Source organism: Variovorax beijingensis (assembly GCF_003951285.1).
In the GTDB taxonomy this organism is placed as follows: Bacteria; Pseudomonadota; Gammaproteobacteria; order Burkholderiales; family Burkholderiaceae_C; genus Variovorax; species Variovorax beijingensis.
Window position 1 is genome coordinate 111,287 of sequence record NZ_RXFQ01000003.1, and the last position, 16,878, is coordinate 128,164.

Here is a 16,878-nt window from a genome sequence, read left to right on the forward strand (position 1 = left end):
CAGCGGCTAGCGAAGCCCGTGCGCCCGGATCACGGCCTTGAGCCGCCGCACCTCGTGCTGCAGGTCGAGGATCAGCGCAGCGGCATCGAGGCCCACGCCAAAGTCGCGCTCCAGGCGGCGCGCCTCGAGCGCGCATTGCAGGTCGGTGCTCGAGAACCGCCAGTGCTCGGGCGGCGCCTCGGCCGTGGATATCTGCACGATGCCCACCTCGACGAGCTGCACCACCCACTCGGTATCGGCGCCGCAGGCATGGGCCAGCTCGCTGGCGGCGAGCGGCTGCGAAGCACTGATGGCTGTTGTCACGGAAACGGTCGCCATGCTCACACTCCCAGATGCTGGCGTGGGTTGAACGAAGCGGACGCCTGCGCCAGCTGCTCGTAAGCCTTGCGCGCGGCTTCGCTGTCGGCCGGCGGCAGCGCGATCTCGAGCAGCAGGTACAGGTCGCCGGTCTGCTTGCCGGCCAGGCCGCGGCCCTTGAGCCGCAGCTTGAGGCCGCTGCGCGCGTTGCGCGGCACGGTCACCTCGACGACGCCGCCGGTGGGCACGGGCACCTTGACCTGCGCACCGAGCGCGGCTTCGGTCGGCGTGACGGGCAAGGTCATGTAGAGGTCGCGTTCCTCGATGCGATAGAGCCTGTGCGGTGCGATGCGCACCTCCAGGTACAGATCGCCCGCGGGTTCGCCGCCATGGCCGGGCATGCCCTGGCCAGCGAGCCGGATGAACTGCCCCGGATGCACGCCCGGCGGAATCTTGACGCTGAGCGTGCGCGTCTTGAAGGTGGGCCGGCCCTGCGCGTCGAGCTCCTGCGCGCGCAGCGTGATCTCGCGCTCGGCGCCGTTGAGCGCATCCTCGAGCGCGATCTCGATGGCCGCATGATGGTCTTCGCCGCGTGCACGGTAGTTGCGCCTTGCCGCGCCGCGCCGCTCGGCCTCGCCGAAGAGCGACGAAAAGAATTCGCTGAATTCGGCGTGGTCGGCCGGGCCCTGGTTCGGCCCGCGGTGGAATTCGAAGCCGGCGTCCCAGCCCGGCGGCGGCTGGAAGTCGCCCTCGGGACGGCCGCCGCGCGCCACGCGGTCGGCCAGCGCGTCGTAGGCGGCACGCTTTTCCTTGTCGCGCAGCACGTCGTTGGCTTCGTTGATGTCGCGCATGCGCTTCTCGGCGTCGGGCTCCTTGCTGACGTCGGGGTGGTACTTGCGCGCGAGCTTGCGGTAGGCCTTGCGCACCTCGTCGTCGGACGCGGTGCGGTCGATGCCCAGGGCGCTGTAGTAGTCCTTGAATTCCATGTTTTTCGGTGGTGTGGATGCCGAACGGTACGCCTGCCGGCCGCTTCAGGCCAGGCTCGAATCGCCGTCGGCATGCCGCAGCAGCGGCGTCACGGCCCATGTGGGGCCGCTGCGCGAAAAACGCAATGGCTGCGCATTGCCGAGCAGGGCCAGGTCGATGGGCAGGCCGATCAGCGCCGCCAGTGCGTAGAGCGTGCCCCCGTGGGCCACCACCAGCACCGGCGCGGGCTGCGCCAGCGCAGCGTCCAGCGCGAGCCGCTTGCGGGCCACGAACTGGGCCAGGGTTTCGCCGCCTTCGGGCTCGCAGGCCCAGTCGATCTCGGCCGACGAGGTGCCGATGAGCGCGCCGAAGTTGCGCTCGCGCAGGGCCGCCTGCGGCGTGGGCACGAGGCGAAGCACGGTGGCCACGGCATGCGCCGTGTCGTGCGCGCGGCGGGCGTCGCTGCAGACGATGGTGCGGATCGGCTCGCCCGCCAGCAGCTGGGCGGCGCGCGCGGCCTGCTGCAGGCCGAGCTCGCTCAGCGGCTCGTCCACGGCCTGGAAGATGCGCTGCGCATTGCGGCCGGTCTGGCCGTGGCGCAGGAAGTAGAAGTGGTCGCAGGCCGGTGCCAGCGGCTGCTCGGCGGCAATGCGGACCAGCTGGTCGAGGCCGGTGGCCGCGCCGTGGGGGAAAGGTGCCTTTGACATGGGTGGAGTGTGGCTCAGCCGAACTTCATGCCCTTGGGGCGCGCCTGCAGGCGATTGATGTAGGCATCGATCTTGGGCCGGTTCGAGCGCCCGCCGAAGGCGCGGTGCCAGATGAACATCGAACCGATCATCACGTCGACCGCGGTGAACTGCGCACCGAAGAGATACGGGCCATCGCCCAGTTCGCGCTCCACCGCATCCTTGGCCTCCTCGAAATTGGTCCAGCCGCGCGCGCTGTTGTCGCTGTGCAGCCCGAGCAGGCTGTCGCCCATCGAGGGTTCGAGCTGCGCCGTCGAATAGACCATCAGCGACAGGTAGCGGCCCCGGTCGGGCGAGCCCACCGGCGGGGCCAGTCCGGCCTCGGGAAACTTCTCGGCCACGTACATGCAGATGGCCGCGTTCTCGAACACGCGGGTGCCGCCGTCGACCAGTGCCGGCAGCTTGCCCGAGGGGTTGATCTTCAGGTACTCGGGCTTCTTGTGCGCCTTCTCCTTGATGAGGGTCGGCACGATCTCGTAGTCCACGCCGGCTTCGTCGAGCATCCATTTCGCAACCTGCGAGCGGCTTTGCGGATCGAAATACAGCTTCATCATTGGAAGGGGCTCCTTGGAATGGATGGACAGACGGTCAGAACTTGGGAATTCGCAGCGTCTTGCTGATCATCAGCGTGCCCGACAGCGCGAAGAGCAGCGTGAGCGGATGCAGCTGCCAGGGCCCGAGCATCCAGGCGCCGCCCCACACCGCATCGCCGATGCGGCCCTGCCAGGCGGCCCAGGCCAGCACGCCGACCAGCACCACGCTGGTGGGAATGGGCGTGCCTTCGAAATACTTGACCTTGTCGGCGCCCGCGGAAAGCGCCTCGGCCGTGACGTTGTAGCGCGCGAGCCGGCTCACGCCGCAACACACGAAATAAATCAGCAGCACGCAGTCCCAGCCGCCGTCCAGGCCCGCGGCAAAGGCCAGAGCGGCCGGCGCCACGCCAAAGGAGATCACGTCGGCCAGCGAATCGAGTTCGCGTCCCAGCGCGGAATGCGTTTGCCGCCAGCGCGCGATGCGCCCGTCGAACACGTCGAACACGAAGGCCGCGGGCGCGAGCGCCGCGGCCCAGAGGAATTGCGCGAGCGACTGGCTCGCCATGAAGGCCATCGAAAGGAACACCGCGCCCACCCCGCACGCCGCGTTGCCGAGCGTGAATGCGTCGGCCAGGTGAAAGCCGCGGATCATCGAGAAATGCTTGCGGACCGGGACGGGGGAAGGGGTGGTGGCCATGGGGGTGCTTCGGAGTCGGCGAATGCTCCGCACCTTAACGCAAGCGCGGGCGCTTGCCTGTAGTCGCCATCCGACTCCGGAGGGGGCCGGCCGCGCCGGATGGGGCGGCGCGGCCTTTCGCCCGCTCAGGCCGCAAGCCGTTCGTCGTAGGCCTTTTCGAGTGCCGCATGGTTGGTCCAGAACCCCCGCGGCTTGCGGCCGTGCAGCAGGTCGTCGAGCACGTCGAGGTGGGCGTGCCAGCCGCTGGAGACGCTGAGGGTTTCCTTGCGATCGGGCAGGCGCCGGTGCGTGAGCACGAGGTGGGTGGCGTCGCCCTCTTGCGTGAATTCGAAGCTGACCTGCGAGGCGGTGGCGCTTTCGCTGCCCCAGCTGATGGTCAGGCGCTTCAGCGGCTCGAATTCGACGACCCGCGATTTCTGGAGGATGGGGCTGCGGCAGGCGCTGAAGCGCTCGGGGGCCACTTCGCCGGAGAGCCGGGTGTGGTCGAAGCGCAGCTCGAACACGCTGCCGGGCTCCTCGGCCATGGTGCCGCCGGCCAGCCAGGCGGCGCGCTTGTCGGGGTCGACGAAATAGGCCCACACGCGCTCGACGGAGGCGGGCAGGGTGCGCTCCATGCGCAGGGTACCGGGTTCGAGCAGGGTTCCGAGTTGGCTCTTGGTCATGGCTTGCTCCTTGAAAAAGAATGGGGACTTCACTTGCCGCGGGATGCTTTGCGCCGCAGTTCCTTCTCCAGCGCGTCCAGATGGTTGTTCCAGAAGCCTTCGTAGTAGCGCAGCCATGCGTTGGCCGATGCGAGCGCCGCCGGCTCCAGCCGGCAGACGTGCGCGCGGCCCTGCACCGTGCGGGAAACCAGGCCCGCGCGCTCCAGCGCCTTGACGTGCTTGGATGCGCCCGCGAACGACATGCGAAACGGCGCGCCGAGCTCGCCCACGCTGCATTCGCCCTGGGCCAGCAGCTGCAGCATGGTGCGGCGCGTGCTGTCGGCCAGGGCATGGAACACGGCGTCGAGCCGTTCGTCATCTAGTTCAACCATGAGGTTGAATATAGTCATGCCTCAAAAATAATTCAACCGATAAGTTGAATGATTTTTGCGGTTACACCCGATACAGGCGAGACGCGGCTGCGCCGCCCGGCGCTGGAGCCTGCGCGATGGCGCTCCTACGATGGCCGTCGTTCCATCCACTCGCAGAAAAAATCAATGACATCCTTCGCCAATCGCCGCACCTTCCTGCTCGCCGCCTCCGCCTTGCCGTTGGCCAGCGCCTGTACCGCATGGTCCGCCAAGGGGCCGCAGGCCGCCACGTTTTCGAAGGCCGAGGCGCAGCTCGCGGCCCTCGAACGCTCCGTGGGCGGGCGGCTCGGCCTGGTGGCCTTCGACACCGCCACCGGCGCGCGCGTGCAGCACCGTGCCACCGAGCGCTTTCCGATGTGCAGCACCTTCAAGATGATGGCGTCCGCCGCCATCCTCGCGCGCAGCAGCCGCGAGCCCGGCCTGCTGGAGCGGCGCGTGAGCTACGCGAGGAGCGACATTCTTCCCAACTCGCCCATCACCGAGAAGCACCTGGGGCAGGGCATGACGGTTTCCGCGCTGTGCGCCGCCACCATCCAGTACAGCGACAACGCCGCGGCCAACCTGCTGATGAAGATCCTCGGCGGCCCGTCCGCCGTGACCGAATTCGCGCGCTCCATCGGCGACCCGGTCTTCAGGCTCGACCGCTGGGAGACCGAGCTCAACAGCGCCATTCCGGGCGATCCGCGCGACACCACGTCGCCCGAGGCCATGGCCGCGAGCCTGCAGCGGCTGGTGCTGGGCGACGGGCTCGGTGCGGCGCAGCGCAGCCAGCTCGAGGCCTGGCTCCTGGGCAACACCACCGGCGCCACGCGCATCCGCGCGGGCGTGCCGGCCGACTGGAAGGTGGGCGACAAGACCGGCGCCGGCTCCTACGGCACGGTGAACGACATCGCCGTGCTGTGGCCGCCGGCCGGCGCCCCGCTGGTGATGGCGGTCTACCTGACCTTTCCCACGCCCGATGCGCAGGGCCGCAACGACGTCATCGCGTCGGCGGCGCGCATCGCGGCGGATGCGCTGCGGGGCTGAACCGGCCCGCGTTCGCCTGGCTCACTCCTCGCTCGTCCACTCCACCTGCGCGCCCAGGCTGCGCAGGTTCTCGGCGAAGCGCGGGTGGGCCCGGCGGATCGGCGCGGCGTTGCGGATTTCGGAGCGGCCTTCGATGCTTGCCGCCACCATGAAGAGCGCAATCGCCACGCGGATGATGTAGGGGCTCTCGACCACGGCCGGCGTCAGCGGGCTGCCGCCGAAGCTGATGAGCCGGTGCGGGTCCGACGAGAAGACGTGGGCGCCGAACTTCGACAGTTCGCCGGTCCATCCCAGCGCGCCGTCGTAGACCTTGTTCCAGAACATCGCATTGCCCTGGGCACGCACGCCCAGCGCAATGAAGATCGGAAGCAGGTCGACCGGAAAGTACGGCCACGGCGCCGCTTCCACCTTGGTGAGCACGTTGCTGGTGAAAGGCGTCTGCACCTTGAGCGGGCCGTTGCTGATGGCGCGCGACCAGCCGTCTGCGTGCGTGACCGTCACGCCGAACTTTGCGAAGGTGCGGTCGATCAGCGGAAAGTTCTCGGGCGCGCTGTTGCGCACGACCACGTCGCCGCCCGTGATGGCGCCCAGCGCAAGGAAGGTGGTGATCTCGTGGAAGTCCTCGTCGAAGCGGAATTCCCCGCCGCCCAGTGCGCCGCCGCCGTGCACCGTGAGCCGCGAGGTGCCGATGCCCTCGATGCGCACGCCAAGCATCGCCATGAAGCGGCAGAACTCCTGCACGTGCGGCTCGGAGGCGGCATTGGTGAGCGTGGAGCTGCCGTTGGCCGCCGCCGCGCACAGCACGAAGTTTTCGGTGGTGGTGACGGAGGCGTAGTCGAGCCAATGCTGCGCGGGCACGAGCGGCCCGGCGCAGCGCACCAGCAGCGAGCCGCTGGCGCGTTCGACCTCGCCGCCGAAACGCCGGAACACATCGACGTGCGGATCGATCTCGCGCACGCCCAGCGTGCAGCCCTTGACGTTGTCTTCGAGCCGCGCAATGCCGAAGCGCGCGAGCAGCGGCGGCACCAGCATGATCGAGGAGCGCATTTCCTCGGGCAGCCGGTCGCGTGCGGCATCGAACGCCGTGTCGCGGTGGTGCAGCTCCAGCGTGCCGGTGGCGTGGTCCATGCGCGCCTCGCTGCCCAGGCTGCGGAAGATGTCGAGGATCTTGCGCACGTCGGTGATGTCGGGCACGCCGTGCAGGCGCAGCGGCTCGCGCGTGAGCAGCGTGGCGCACAGCACGGGCAGCACGGCATTCTTGTTGGCGGAAGGCGCGATGCGGCCACGAAGCGGCGTGCCGCCGTGCACGATGAGGCTGGACATGGAAGAGCGCGGCCGCTTTATCCGTTCAGCTGCTCGGCCACTTCGCGCCGGCCGAGGCCCCGCACGGCGGCCAGTCCTTCGAGCTGGGCCTTGCGCGGCCTGGCCTTGCCTTGCTCCCACTTGTAGATGGTCTGGCCGGTCACGCCCACCAGCTTGCCGTAGGCGGCCGCCGAGAGGCCGAGCTTGCCGCGGTGCGCGGCCAGCCGGCTCGCGCTGAATCGCCGGTGCGGGCCCGACTCGGCGGCTTCGTCGGCATCGCCCGCGGGAGCAGCGCGCGCCACGGTCTTGGTGGCGCGGCGCAATTCCTTCTCCAGCTTTTCGACCTGCCGGCGCAATGCGGCGATCGAGGCACGGTGGAGCGTGGAGGCTTTTCTGAGCGTTTCGATCTCCGCGCGAACTTCCTTGCGGGCGACACGGGAAATCTCGGATTTCAGGATGGAGGCGATATTTGGCATGGGGCGCATTGTGCACATCTCACGACGCGAAACCCCGCGAGAGGTGGTAACAGGCGCTTACGGCAGGGGCTGCTCGCCCGCGGCTGCGCATCAGAGCACGAACCAGCCGACGGCCACGAAGTGGCTCGCGGTGCCCGCGAGCACGAACAGGTGCCAGGTGCCGTGCGCATGCCGGAAGCCCCGCCGGTTGCGATAGAACACCGTGCCCACGGTGTAGAGCACGCCGCCGGCCAGCAGCCACGCAAGTCCGCCGCTGTCGAGCCGCGCGGCCAGCGGCACCGCCGCCAGCACGCCGAGCCAGCCCATGGCGATGTAGAGCGCCAGCGGCGGCTTCGAGGCCTCGCTGCTGGCCTGCAGCAGCTCGCGCCCGATGCCGAAGAAGGCCGAGCCCCACACGGCGGCCATCAGCAGCCAGCCCCAGAGCCCGTGCAGCGTGACCAGCGCGAACGGCGTGTAGGTGCCCGCGATCAGCAAGTAGATGGCGCAGTGGTCCACGCGCTCCCAGAAGCGCTTGCGCCGTCCGCGCGTGCTGTGGAACAGGGTGGAGGCCGCATACAGCAACACCGCCGAGAGCGAGAACACCAGCGCACCGGCAATCCGCGCGGCGTCGCCGGTGGGCAAGGTCTTGGCAAGCAGCAGCGCTGTGGCCGCGAGTGCGAGCACCAGGCCCAGCAGATGGCTGTATCCGTTGAGCCGTTCGCCGGGGTACATCGCGTGGGGTGGGGTGCAGTCTGGGTGGATGGCGGCAAGGGCCTGCGGATGCTAGGTGCGCCCCGTGACTGCGCGGTGACCACCTCGTCGGTGCCTATGCGGCCGCACTGCCGAAGCGCTCCGCATAGAGCTGCGCGATCCAGTCGATGAACACCCGCACGCGCGGCGAGAGCTGGCGGTGGTGCGGGTACAGCACCGAATAGACCATCGGCGGGCAGGGCGTGTGCGGGAGGATCTCGACCAGCGAGCCCTCGCGCAACTGGTTTTCCACGTTGAAGCGCGGCACCTGGATGATGCCGCAGCCCTGTTCGGCGCAGCTCTTGTAGATATCGGCGTTGTTGACGCTGATCCAGTCCTTCAGCATGAAGGTCTCGAGCTTGCCGTCCACCATGAACTCGTACGGGAACACCTCGGGCCGCGAGGCCGAGAAGAAATTGACCGCCAGGTGCCGGGTGAGGTCGGACGGCCGCGTGGGCGTGCCGTACGCGGCCAGGTAGCCCGGGCTCGCGCAGGTCACTTGCGGCAGCAGTGCCAGGCGGCGCGTGACCAGCGACGAATCCTTGGGCTCGCCCGCGCGCACCACGCAATCGACGCCTTCGCGCACCAGGTCCACCAGCCGGTCGCCGCTGCCCATGGCCAGTTCGATGTGCGGATAGCGCTCATGGAACTCCTGGATGCGCGGCAGCACGATCGCCTGCGCGGGCGCGCCGTGGATGTCGATGCGCAGGCGCCCGCGCGGGTTGATCGCGAGCTCCGCCAGCGAAGACTCGGCCTCCTCGAGCTCGCGCAGCAGATGGCGGCAGCGCTCGTAGAAGGCCTGGCCGTCGACGGTTGTGCGCACCTGGCGCGTCGTGCGCTCCAGCAGCCGCACATGCAGCCTGGCCTCCAGCTCCTTGATGGCATGCGTGGCCGTGGCACGCGGAATGTCGAGTGCGGCCGCGGCCTGGGTGAAGCTGCCCAGGTCGACGATGCGGGTGAACAGCTGCATGGCGTCGAAGCGGTCCATGGTTCTTCTTGATTGTTGAGTCTCATTGAATTGTATTGGCGAGATTCGTGTATTTATTCGTACAGGAAGAACAGAGAGACTTTCTCCCGCGCCATCTTCGAGGCGCTTCCCCGCAACCCCTTCGACCCAGGAGCGCTCTCCATGCAACTGATCTTTCCACGGCTGCGCAGCCTCTATGACCGGCTGGAGCCGTTGAGCTATGCGCTGCTGCGCATCGCGTTCGGCCTGATGCTCATGACCCACGGCATCCCCAAGCTGCTGGGCCGCAGCCACGGCAGCATGGCCGATCCGATGGCCGGCTCGGTCAACCTGATCGCCAACGTGCTGCACCTGCCCTTCGCACCGCTGATCGGCTGGTTCATCGCGCTGCTCGAAGGCGTCGGCGGGCTGATGCTGGCACTGGGTTTCCTGACACGCATCGTCGCGCCGATGGTGGTGGTGCAGATGCTGGTCATCAGCTACCTGCTGGCACCCACCTTCCCCTGGATCGACCGCGGCTACGAATACCCGCTGATGCTGGTCTTCGTCGCGCTCGGCATCGCGGCGCGCGGCAGCGGCCCTGTGTCGGTCGATGCACGCCTCGGCCGCGAATTCTGAAGAGGCAGGAAAAAGGAAAGCCCCATGAGCCATCCCTCCCTGCAGAACGCAACAGGCCCGTTGCCTGCCGTCAACCGCCGCATGTTCATGATGACCACGGCAGCCGGCGCGGGCGCCGCGGCTTCGGCCGGCGCCAGTGCGGCCGCGGAAGCCGGCAGCGCGGCACCCGGCCCCGGCACGGGCGCCCGGGAGACCCGCGTCACCATCAACGGCAGGCCCCATGAACTGAAGCTGGAGCCGCGCGCCTCGCTGCTCGACGTGCTGCGCGAACAGATAGGCCTGACCGGCGCCAAGAAGGGCTGCGACCACGGCCAGTGCGGTGCCTGCACGGTGCACGTGGACGGCCGCCGCGTGGCCTCGTGCCTCACGCTGGCCGTGAAGACCGACGGCTGCGCCGTGACCACCATCGAGGGCATCGAGTCGCCCGAAGGCCTGCTGCATCCGATGCAGCAGGCCTTTGTCGACCATGACGCGCTGCAGTGCGGCTATTGCACGCCCGGCCAGATCATGGCGGCCATTGCCTGCGTGCGCGAAGGCCATGCCACCAGCGACGCGCAGATCCGCGAATACATGAGCGGCAACATCTGCCGATGCGGCGCGTACGCTGGCATCCTCGAAGCGATCCGCGAGGCCGCGCCGCATGTGCGCCGCATGGACAGCCGCATGGAGGGCAGCCGCCATGCATGACTTCGCCTACCTGCGTCCGCGCAGCACCGGCGAAGCCGTGCAGCTGCTCGCACGGAACCAGCCCGGCGCGCGCTACTTCGCGGGCGGCACCACGCTGTTCGACCTGATGAAGCTCGGCGTGGAAGCGCCGGCTACGGTGATCGACATCACCCGCATCGAAGGCCTGCGCGACGTCGACACCGCGAGCCGCGGCGAGCTGCGCATCGGCGCGCTCGCGGCCATGAGCGACGTGGCGGACAACGCCGTGGTGCAGCGCGAATTTCCGGCCCTGTCGGAGTCGCTCTGGAAGGCCGCCTCGCAGCAGCTGCGCAACATGGCAACGGTGGGCGGCAACCTGCTGCAGCGCACGCGCTGCGCCTACTTTCGCGGCGGACCCGAATTCGCCTGCAACAAGCGCGTACCTGGCAGTGGCTGCTCGGCGGTGGGCGGCCAGAACCGCGGCCATGCGGTGCTTGGCGGCAGCGACGCCTGCGTGGCCGTCTATCCCGGCGACTGGGCCGTTGCGCTGGTGGCCTTCGATGCGCTGGTCGATACCGTCAGCCCGCGCGGCGAACGCACGCTGCCGGTGCGCGAACTGCACCGCGCGCCGGGCGCCACGCCGCACCTGGAAACGGTGCTCGCGGCCGACGAGCTGATCGTGCGCATCCGCGTGCCGCGCCGGTCGATCGGGCGGGGCTCCACGTACCACAAGATCCGCGACCGCGAGTCCTACGCCTTTGCGCTCGCCTCGGCGGCTGTGGCCCTGGAGCTCAGGAGCAACCGCGTGGCCGATGCGCGCATCGCGCTCGGCGGCGTGGCAACGCATCCGTGGCGCGCGGCAGAGGCCGAGCGCAGCCTGGTCGGCCAGCCGTTCACGCGCGCGGCCGCGCGGCGCGCCGCCGAGCTTGCCTTCGAGGGCGCGAAGCCGCTCGAGCACAACGCGTTCAAGGTGGCGCTCGGCATCGAAACGGTGACCGATGCGCTGATGCTGGCCAGGGAAAGGAGCTGAAGATGGCAACGAGCCTCAAGACAGTGATGGCGAAGCGCACGCCTCGCGCGGGTGCCGAGCGCGTCGACGCGCGCGACAAGGTGCGCGGTGCCACGCGCTATGCGGCGGACGATGCGCGCGCGGGGCTGCTGCATGCCGCGCTGGTGCCGTCGCGCATTGCGCGCGGCAGCGTCACCGCCATCGACACCGCGGCGGCGCAGCGCGTGCGCGGCGTTCGCACGGTGTTCACGCACCAGAACATCGGCAGCTTCGACACCGGCGGCTTCCTGATGGGCGGCGGCTTCGGCTTCCAGAGCTTTCATCCGCTGCGCTCGCCGCAGATTGCCTACCGCGGACAGACCGTGGCCATGGTGGTCGCCGACACGCCCGAGGCAGCGCGCGAGGCCGCGGCGCTGGTGGCTGTGACCTGCGCCGCCATTCCTTTCGTGGCGACCATCGATGCGCCCGAAGCCCAGCCGCAGGCGCAATCGGCATTGCTGCCGCAGCCCATGTTCGCCGACCGGCGCGCGGGCGATGCCGAGGCCGCGCTCCAGGGCGCGGCCTTCACGGTGGATGCGGCGTACGAGCTGCCGGTGCAGCACCAGAACCCGATGGAGATCATCGCGACCGTGGCCGAGTGGAGCGCCGACGGCGTGCTCACCATCCATGAGCCGACCCAGAATGCCGAAAGCGTGCGCCATGGCCTGGCGAAGCAGCTCGGCATCGAACCCGCCAGGGTCCGCGTGCTGTCGCCCACGGTGGGTGGCGGTTTCGGCCAGAAGAATTCGCTGCAGTCGCACACCGCGCTGGTGGCGATTGCGGCGCGCGCGCTGGGCCGGCCGGTCAAGCTCGTGCTGTCGCGCAGCCAGCTGTTCCACAACGCGAGCTTCAGACCGGCGAGCCGCCACCGTGTGCGGCTGGGCGCCGACCGCGGCGGCAAGCTGGTCGCCGCCATCCACGAGATCGACCAGCAGACCTCGCGCCACGACCTGTTTCCTTCGAACGGCACCGAGATCACTGCGCGGCTCTACGGCATCGGCAATTTCCTCGGCCGAGAGCGGCTCGTGCGCACCGACGTGCAGACGCCCGGCTACATGCGCGCGCCGTTCGAGCATCCGGCCGCCTTCGCATTCGAAAGCGCGGTGGACGAGATGGCCTACGCGCTCGGCCGCGATCCGGTCGCGTTCCGCCTGGCGAACGACACGGCCGTCGACCCGATCAGCGGCAAGCCCTTTTCGTCGCGCCACCTGGCCGAGTGCCTTGCCAAGGGAAGCAGTGCCTTCGGCTGGGCGCGCCGCACGATGGTGCCGCGCTCGATGCGCGCGCCCGACGGCAGCCTCATCGGATGGGGCGTGGCGGCCGGTGCCTACAAGGCGGCCATTGCCCCGGCCATTGCCAAGGTGCGGCTCGACGCGAACGGCACGGTGCGGGTGGCGGTCGGCGGCCACGAGATGGGGCAGGGCATCCGCACCGCCATTGCCTTGACGGTGGCGCGCGTGCTCGGCGCGCCTGTGGCCGCGGTGGAGATCCTGGTCGGCGACACCACCGCCGCGCCGCAGCACCTGACCGCCGGCTCCTGGGGCACGGCCACCGCGTTGCCGCCGGTGAAGGAAGCCGCGCAGCGGCTCATGGACGACCTGCGGCAGAACGCCGGTGCGCAAGCTGGGGCGAACGGGGCCACGGCCGTCGCGCTGCTGCGGGCTTCCGGCCGTCCCTTTGCCGAGGCCGAGAGCCGGATGCGCGCGCCGGGCCAGCCCGAGCAGGTCTTCGGCCGGCTCACCGGCGGCCTGCCCGCCGCGGCGGGGCCGGTGTATCCCGACTTCGTCGCCTTCAGCTTCATTGCGCACTTCGTCGAGGTGCGCATCGAACCCACCACGCGGCGCATCCGCGTGCCGCGCGTGCTCAGCGTGGCCGACTGCGGCACGGTGGCCAGCCTGCGCACCGCGCGCAGCCAGGTCGAAGGCGGCGTGGTGTGGGGCATTGGCGCCGCCTTGCGCGAGGCGAGCGAGGTGGATGCGCGCTACGGCGGCTTTCTCAACGCGGACCTTGCGGAATACGTGCTGCCCGTGGCGGCGGACATCGGCCGCATCGATGTCGACTTTGTCGGCAAGCCCGATACGCGGCTCAACGCCATGGGCGTGAAAGGCCTGGGCGAAGTGGCCATGGTCGGCGTGGCGCCCGCCATCGTGAATGCGGTGTTCCATGCCACCGGCAAGCGCCTGCGCCGGCTGCCGCTGCGGCTGGAGGACCTGCTCGAAAGCTAGGGCCGGAGGCTACCTGCCGGTGCCGAACGAGTTGACGTGCACCTCGACGATGTCCACGAATTCCGGCAGCTCGAGCAGGAACTCGGCATCGCGCGGCAGCGGCGCCACGCGCAGCGGATCGCCGCGCTGCGCATGCATCGCATGCATGTGCTCGATCGATTGCCAGTAGGAGACGGTCCTGAACTCGGCGGTGCCGCCGTTCAGCTTGCGAAAGTACTGCACGCCCAGGCATTCGGGCTTCTTCGCGATCTCCTGGATGCCATGCTCGAAGCTGTAGCGCAGGTATTCGTCGGCCCGCGCGATTGGCGTGCGGCCTTGCCACACGCGTCCGATCAAGGGGGTGGCGAGCAGTTTGCATTCGACGGCCATGGGTGCTCCTTTTTCGATGAGGACAAAAAGACGAACGGCACCCTGCGTGCCGTCGATGTCTTCAGAAAAAGAGTGGGGCGGGCGCCAGGGCCGGCGCGTAGGAATCCATCGCCTCCGCCTGCAAGCGAAGGCTGGAGCGGCGCTCAGGATTCGAAGGCGCTCTGCAGCGTGCGCGCGAGATCGGCCGCGAGCGCATCGCGCTGCGGCGCGGGGCGCCAGAAGCTGCGCGTGGCCACGCCCGTCGATTCCCATTCGGGATGGCTGCGCGCGGGCCGCACCGCGCGCACGGCGGCGGCCGTGGCGCGCGTCGGCGCGTCCTGCGTCGCGCTCGTTTCGGCCGCGATGCGCCCGGTGGCCGCATGCCCGCGCTGCTCCAGTGCGCGCGTGAGCTTCAGCTGCCATGCCACCACTGCAAACAGCACGCCGTCTTCGACCGTGAGTTCGTGCATGTTGCGCAGCCGGTTCGCCAGCTTGCGCCCGAACGGGCCCCAGCCCTGCGACACCGCGCCGCCGATGGCGCCGCCCACTGCCGCGCCCGTGCCCAGCGAAATGCCGGCCACGGCCAGGTCCGCGACCACGCCCACGGCCGCGCCGATGGCTGCGCCCTTGCCGAGCCGCAGGCCTGCGTCCTTCATGGCTTCGGGGCTGAAGAAGTCCAGCGTCCAGCGGCCCTCGATGAGCGGCAGCGGCGCCTCGCCCGCATCGTCCTGGCGAAAGCCATGGAGCGCGAGCAGGTCGTCGGTGCAGCGCTGCGCCTTGTCGAACACGTCCTTCCGCAAGGCCGCGACGAAGGCCTTGCGGCGCGCCGTGTCGGCGAATTCCTCGGCCGGCACCGTGCGGCGCAGCGCCGCGGCATCGACCAGCAGTTCGGCGATGCGTGCGCAGGCCGCGCGACGTCGCTCCGCGGCTTCGGCGGCGAGCGAATCCACCACGGCGCGCAGCTGTTCGCGCCGGTCGCGCAGCAATGTCGAGAGGTCGCTGTAGAGCTCGCGCTCGGCCCCCACGAAGGGCGCGGCGGCATCGAAGCGCACCTGCACGTGCAGGCCGTAGGCCGAGAGCAGTTCCTTCCAGTCGGGCTCGCGGCTGGCCGCATCGCGCACGAAGTTGAGCACCGGCAGCACGGGCCGGGCGCAGGAGTTGAGCAGTTCGATCTCGTCGCGGAACTTGGGCAGCACCGGCTCGCGCACATCGATCACGAGAAAGGCCGCATCGATGCCCTGCATGATGCGCAGCACCTTGGCCTCCTGCTCGAACACGCCGTGCGCCTCGGGGCCTTGCAGGAACAGGCGGATGCGCTCGGGCGGCGTGGCCTGCGCATCGAGCCCGGACAGGTGCTCGCGCAGCGCCACCGCATCCTCCAGGCCCGGCGTGTCGAAGAAGCGCACCGCGGCCTCGCCGTTCACGTCCAGATCGACCGATTCGACATGGCGCGTGGTGCCGGGCCGCTGCGACACCTCGCCGAAGTTGGCGCGCCGTGTCAGCGTGCGCAGCAGCGAGGTCTTGCCCGCGTTGGTGTGGCCGACCACGGCGATGCGGATGGCTGGATGCTGCTGCGTCATGGGTTGGCTCCGAGGCCTTGCAATGCGTCTTCGAGCCGGGGCGTGGCAGCGACGCGCGCAAGGCCGGTGCCCTGCAGCCAGTCGATCCAGCGCTGCGGTGCGTCCGCGCCGGCTGCGTCCCTGGCGGCCGGTGCCAGCCAGAGCCGGCATTCGCCGCAATGGGCCAGCACTTCGCGCAGGAAGCGTTCGGTGCCGCGGTCGGGGCTCGATGCGGCGTGGCACACCAGCAGCACGGCACGCGGACGGGCCTGTGCCAGCCGGTCGAGCAGCGCGCGGCGCGCGGGGGCGCTTCCGTCGATGCGCTGCACCTGGGCCGGAGTGATGGCGGCGGGCAGGCCCTCTGGCGGCCACGGCGTATCCGGGGGCAGCTCGAAGCCGATGACGAACAGTTCGTCCCGCAACTGCGAAGGCGCCAGGCCCGCCGGCGCCGCGCCCGGCGCGCGCCCCGGATCGGCATCGACGATGGCGGGCGGCGCGAGCGCGGCGAAGCGAGCCGCGAGCTTGCGGTAGTAGGGCTCGCTCCAGTCGGGCTGCAGCGCGGTGCGGCGCCGCCGCCACACCGCCGCGCTCAGCAGCACCAGCGCCAGGCGCGGCAGCAGCCCGTACACCACGATGCAGCCCGTCAGCCACAGCGCCCAGCTGCGCTGGCCCGCGGCGCCGGGCGAAGCAGAGAGCACGGTCGCGGCATCGGGAACCGGAAAGCCGATCTGCGACGGCGCCCAGCCCAGCATCTGCACCGCGCGCACGAAAAAGGTTGGGTCCAGGATCGTCGTCTCCCAGCTCAGCGTGTAGCTGCGGAACGCCAGCGCGAACAGCAGCGCGGCCAGCACCACCGCGAACGAGAGCGACCAGATGCCGTGGCTCACCAGCCCCAGCGCCCAGGGCAGCAGCCTGGCGCGCGCGAGCATGCCGGTGGCCGCCCGCACCAGCACTGGCGCCTGGCCGCGCTTGCCGCCGGCCACGCGCGCGGTGAGCGAGAGCCAGATCCAGCCGAGCGAACTGGTGGAGAACGCGCCGAGCGGCAGCCACAGGCCGGCCAGCCAGAGCAGCAGCGTGAGCGCGTGCAGGCCGAGCAGGCTCGCGAGCGCGACGATCACGTTGATATGCCGCTCGCCGCCGCCGACCACGTTGCCCGCGAGACCCAGGCCGGCCATGACGATGAGCGCCACCAGCCCGAGCAGCACCCATGGCGCCCAGTGGCGGGCGCGTGCCAGTTCGGATTGCAGCCCGATGCGTTCACCGAGCAGGAGCGCGCGTGCGGTGATCCGTGCCGGTGCATCGGAAGCGCGATGGAGGGCGGCGCGCAGGACCTCTGCATCATCGAGCGGACCGTTCTCCTCGGTCCATCGGATCGCTTCGGTGACGACCGCGTCCGGAAAGGCAGGTTCGCGCAACGCGGTGTTGGTCAACAGGGTCCCTTCGCAGCAAGTGGTGCCCCGCAACTTGCCGGGGCGCGCGAATTATGCCCGGCGCATTCCAGCGGACCCATGAGAAACGGGGCCGCGGACGGCCCCGTTCTTGTTCAGCAGGCGAGTCGAAAACGCGTGCCCGGTTTCAGCGCAGGCCGAAGAACGAAAGCACGGCCACGACCACGACGACCAGA

The 16,878-nt window shown here is 69.8% G+C and carries 19 protein-coding genes; 5 read left to right on the forward strand and 14 right to left on the reverse strand.

Annotation, left to right across the window (positions count from 1 at the left end; translation table 11 throughout):
• Window positions 1-6: 6 nt before the first annotated feature.
• The 7 genes from EJO66_RS05975 to EJO66_RS06005 form a co-directional block, all read right to left on the reverse strand.
• Window positions 7-318: a chaperone modulator CbpM gene (locus EJO66_RS05975; protein WP_185738289.1), complete on the reverse strand. Its 312-nt coding sequence runs from the start codon at window positions 316-318 to the stop codon at window positions 7-9.
• Between the two features lie 2 nt (window positions 319-320).
• Entirely contained in the window at window positions 321-1,283 is a 963-nt protein-coding gene (locus tag EJO66_RS05980) for a DnaJ C-terminal domain-containing protein (RefSeq protein ID WP_124958200.1), read from the reverse strand.
• Window positions 1,284-1,328: 45 nt separating this feature from the next.
• Window positions 1,329-1,970, reverse strand: a complete 642-nt coding sequence (locus EJO66_RS05985) for a histidine phosphatase family protein (RefSeq protein WP_124958199.1) — start codon at window positions 1,968-1,970, stop codon at window positions 1,329-1,331.
• Window positions 1,971-1,984: 14 nt separating this feature from the next.
• A complete protein-coding gene (locus EJO66_RS05990) occupies window positions 1,985-2,563 on the reverse strand; it encodes a glutathione S-transferase family protein (protein WP_206168834.1) in 579 nt (192 codons plus the stop codon).
• 34 nt (window positions 2,564-2,597) lie between these two features.
• Window positions 2,598-3,239 carry a CDP-alcohol phosphatidyltransferase family protein gene (locus tag EJO66_RS05995; RefSeq protein WP_125964754.1) on the reverse strand — a complete coding sequence of 214 codons (642 nt, stop codon included), beginning with the start codon at window positions 3,237-3,239 and terminating at the stop codon, window positions 2,598-2,600.
• Window positions 3,240-3,364: 125 nt separating this feature from the next.
• Complete coding sequence (locus EJO66_RS06000) at window positions 3,365-3,901, reverse strand: SRPBCC family protein (RefSeq protein ID WP_124958197.1); 537 nt, start codon at window positions 3,899-3,901, stop codon at window positions 3,365-3,367.
• A 29-nt stretch (window positions 3,902-3,930) separates the two neighbouring features.
• The gene (locus tag EJO66_RS06005) at window positions 3,931-4,272 is read right to left on the reverse strand and encodes an ArsR/SmtB family transcription factor (RefSeq protein ID WP_124958196.1); all 342 of its coding nucleotides are present in this window, start codon (window positions 4,270-4,272) and stop codon (window positions 3,931-3,933) included.
• Between the two features lie 165 nt (window positions 4,273-4,437).
• On the opposite strand from EJO66_RS06005, the gene bla reads away from it, so the two are divergent.
• Window positions 4,438-5,337, forward strand: coding sequence for a class A beta-lactamase (gene bla, locus EJO66_RS06010; RefSeq protein ID WP_124958195.1), 900 nt, complete (start codon window positions 4,438-4,440; stop codon window positions 5,335-5,337).
• Window positions 5,338-5,358: 21 nt separating this feature from the next.
• On the opposite strand, the gene EJO66_RS06015 is transcribed toward bla, so the two are convergent.
• The 4 genes from EJO66_RS06015 to EJO66_RS06030 form a co-directional block, all read right to left on the reverse strand.
• Window positions 5,359-6,660, reverse strand: a complete 1,302-nt coding sequence (locus tag EJO66_RS06015; protein ID WP_124958194.1) for a UDP-N-acetylglucosamine 1-carboxyvinyltransferase — start codon at window positions 6,658-6,660, stop codon at window positions 5,359-5,361.
• A gap of 17 nt (window positions 6,661-6,677) precedes the next feature.
• Window positions 6,678-7,115, reverse strand: coding sequence for a helix-turn-helix domain-containing protein (locus EJO66_RS06020; RefSeq protein ID WP_185738288.1), 438 nt, complete (start codon window positions 7,113-7,115; stop codon window positions 6,678-6,680).
• Window positions 7,116-7,205: 90 nt separating this feature from the next.
• Entirely contained in the window at window positions 7,206-7,826 is a 621-nt protein-coding gene (gene trhA / locus EJO66_RS06025) for a PAQR family membrane homeostasis protein TrhA (RefSeq protein ID WP_125964755.1), read from the reverse strand.
• Between the two features lie 94 nt (window positions 7,827-7,920).
• Complete coding sequence (locus tag EJO66_RS06030) at window positions 7,921-8,832, reverse strand: LysR family transcriptional regulator (RefSeq protein ID WP_125964756.1); 912 nt, start codon at window positions 8,830-8,832, stop codon at window positions 7,921-7,923.
• Between the two features lie 141 nt (window positions 8,833-8,973).
• Between EJO66_RS06030 and EJO66_RS06035 the strand changes: the two genes are divergently transcribed.
• From EJO66_RS06035 to EJO66_RS06050, 4 genes are read left to right on the forward strand one after another with little or no spacing between them, the layout of a single operon-like run.
• The gene (locus tag EJO66_RS06035; protein WP_124958190.1) at window positions 8,974-9,429 is read left to right on the forward strand and encodes a DoxX family protein; all 456 of its coding nucleotides are present in this window, start codon (window positions 8,974-8,976) and stop codon (window positions 9,427-9,429) included.
• 24 nt (window positions 9,430-9,453) lie between these two features.
• Entirely contained in the window at window positions 9,454-10,116 is a 663-nt protein-coding gene (locus EJO66_RS06040; RefSeq protein ID WP_164547774.1) for a (2Fe-2S)-binding protein, read from the forward strand.
• On the forward strand, window positions 10,109-11,104 hold the full coding sequence (locus EJO66_RS06045) for an FAD binding domain-containing protein (protein ID WP_125964757.1): 996 nt from the start codon (window positions 10,109-10,111) through the stop codon (window positions 11,102-11,104). Before EJO66_RS06040 ends, EJO66_RS06045 begins: the two co-directional genes overlap by 8 nt.
• 2 nt (window positions 11,105-11,106) lie before the next feature.
• Window positions 11,107-13,347, forward strand: coding sequence for a xanthine dehydrogenase family protein molybdopterin-binding subunit (locus EJO66_RS06050; protein ID WP_240648516.1), 2,241 nt, complete (start codon window positions 11,107-11,109; stop codon window positions 13,345-13,347).
• Between the two features lie 9 nt (window positions 13,348-13,356).
• On the opposite strand, the gene EJO66_RS06055 is transcribed toward EJO66_RS06050, so the two are convergent.
• The 3 genes from EJO66_RS06055 to EJO66_RS06065 all read right to left on the reverse strand — a co-directional run bounded on the left by EJO66_RS06055 (window position 13,357) and on the right by EJO66_RS06065 (window position 16,684).
• Window positions 13,357-13,716: a hypothetical protein gene (locus tag EJO66_RS06055; protein ID WP_124958188.1), complete on the reverse strand. Its 360-nt coding sequence runs from the start codon at window positions 13,714-13,716 to the stop codon at window positions 13,357-13,359.
• Window positions 13,717-13,859: 143 nt separating this feature from the next.
• Window positions 13,860-15,275, reverse strand: a complete 1,416-nt coding sequence (locus EJO66_RS06060; RefSeq protein ID WP_125964758.1) for a GTPase/DUF3482 domain-containing protein — start codon at window positions 15,273-15,275, stop codon at window positions 13,860-13,862.
• Entirely contained in the window at window positions 15,272-16,684 is a 1,413-nt protein-coding gene (locus EJO66_RS06065) for a DUF2868 domain-containing protein (protein ID WP_124958186.1), read from the reverse strand. The genes EJO66_RS06060 and EJO66_RS06065 overlap by 4 nt, the downstream gene beginning before the upstream one ends.
• Window positions 16,685-16,878: the final 194 nt, after the last annotated feature.

What these genes read in the sequence shown, in the direction of transcription:
- EJO66_RS06035 (WP_124958190.1), top strand. Translation starts at nt 8,974, where the DNA reads ATGCAACTGATCTTTCCACGGCTGCGCAGCCTCTATGACCGGCTGGAG.
- EJO66_RS05975 (WP_185738289.1), bottom strand. Translation starts at nt 318, where the DNA reads ATGGCGACCGTTTCCGTGACAACAGCCATCAGTGCTTCGCAGCCGCTC.
- EJO66_RS05985 (WP_124958199.1), bottom strand. Translation starts at nt 1,970, where the DNA reads ATGTCAAAGGCACCTTTCCCCCACGGCGCGGCCACCGGCCTCGACCAG.
- EJO66_RS06055 (WP_124958188.1), bottom strand. Translation starts at nt 13,716, where the DNA reads ATGGCCGTCGAATGCAAACTGCTCGCCACCCCCTTGATCGGACGCGTG.
- EJO66_RS06045 (WP_125964757.1), top strand. Translation starts at nt 10,109, where the DNA reads ATGCATGACTTCGCCTACCTGCGTCCGCGCAGCACCGGCGAAGCCGTG.
- EJO66_RS06040 (WP_164547774.1), top strand. Translation starts at nt 9,454, where the DNA reads ATGAGCCATCCCTCCCTGCAGAACGCAACAGGCCCGTTGCCTGCCGTC.
- EJO66_RS06060 (WP_125964758.1), bottom strand. Translation starts at nt 15,275, where the DNA reads ATGACGCAGCAGCATCCAGCCATCCGCATCGCCGTGGTCGGCCACACC.
- EJO66_RS05995 (WP_125964754.1), bottom strand. Translation starts at nt 3,239, where the DNA reads ATGGCCACCACCCCTTCCCCCGTCCCGGTCCGCAAGCATTTCTCGATG.
- EJO66_RS06000 (WP_124958197.1), bottom strand. Translation starts at nt 3,901, where the DNA reads ATGACCAAGAGCCAACTCGGAACCCTGCTCGAACCCGGTACCCTGCGC.
- bla (WP_124958195.1), top strand. Translation starts at nt 4,438, where the DNA reads ATGACATCCTTCGCCAATCGCCGCACCTTCCTGCTCGCCGCCTCCGCC.
- EJO66_RS06005 (WP_124958196.1), bottom strand. Translation starts at nt 4,272, where the DNA reads ATGGTTGAACTAGATGACGAACGGCTCGACGCCGTGTTCCATGCCCTG.
- EJO66_RS06020 (WP_185738288.1), bottom strand. Translation starts at nt 7,115, where the DNA reads ATGCCAAATATCGCCTCCATCCTGAAATCCGAGATTTCCCGTGTCGCC.
- EJO66_RS05990 (WP_206168834.1), bottom strand. Translation starts at nt 2,563, where the DNA reads ATGATGAAGCTGTATTTCGATCCGCAAAGCCGCTCGCAGGTTGCGAAA.
- EJO66_RS06015 (WP_124958194.1), bottom strand. Translation starts at nt 6,660, where the DNA reads ATGTCCAGCCTCATCGTGCACGGCGGCACGCCGCTTCGTGGCCGCATC.
- EJO66_RS05980 (WP_124958200.1), bottom strand. Translation starts at nt 1,283, where the DNA reads ATGGAATTCAAGGACTACTACAGCGCCCTGGGCATCGACCGCACCGCG.
- EJO66_RS06030 (WP_125964756.1), bottom strand. Translation starts at nt 8,832, where the DNA reads ATGGACCGCTTCGACGCCATGCAGCTGTTCACCCGCATCGTCGACCTG.
- trhA (WP_125964755.1), bottom strand. Translation starts at nt 7,826, where the DNA reads ATGTACCCCGGCGAACGGCTCAACGGATACAGCCATCTGCTGGGCCTG.
- EJO66_RS06050 (WP_240648516.1), top strand. Translation starts at nt 11,107, where the DNA reads ATGGCAACGAGCCTCAAGACAGTGATGGCGAAGCGCACGCCTCGCGCG.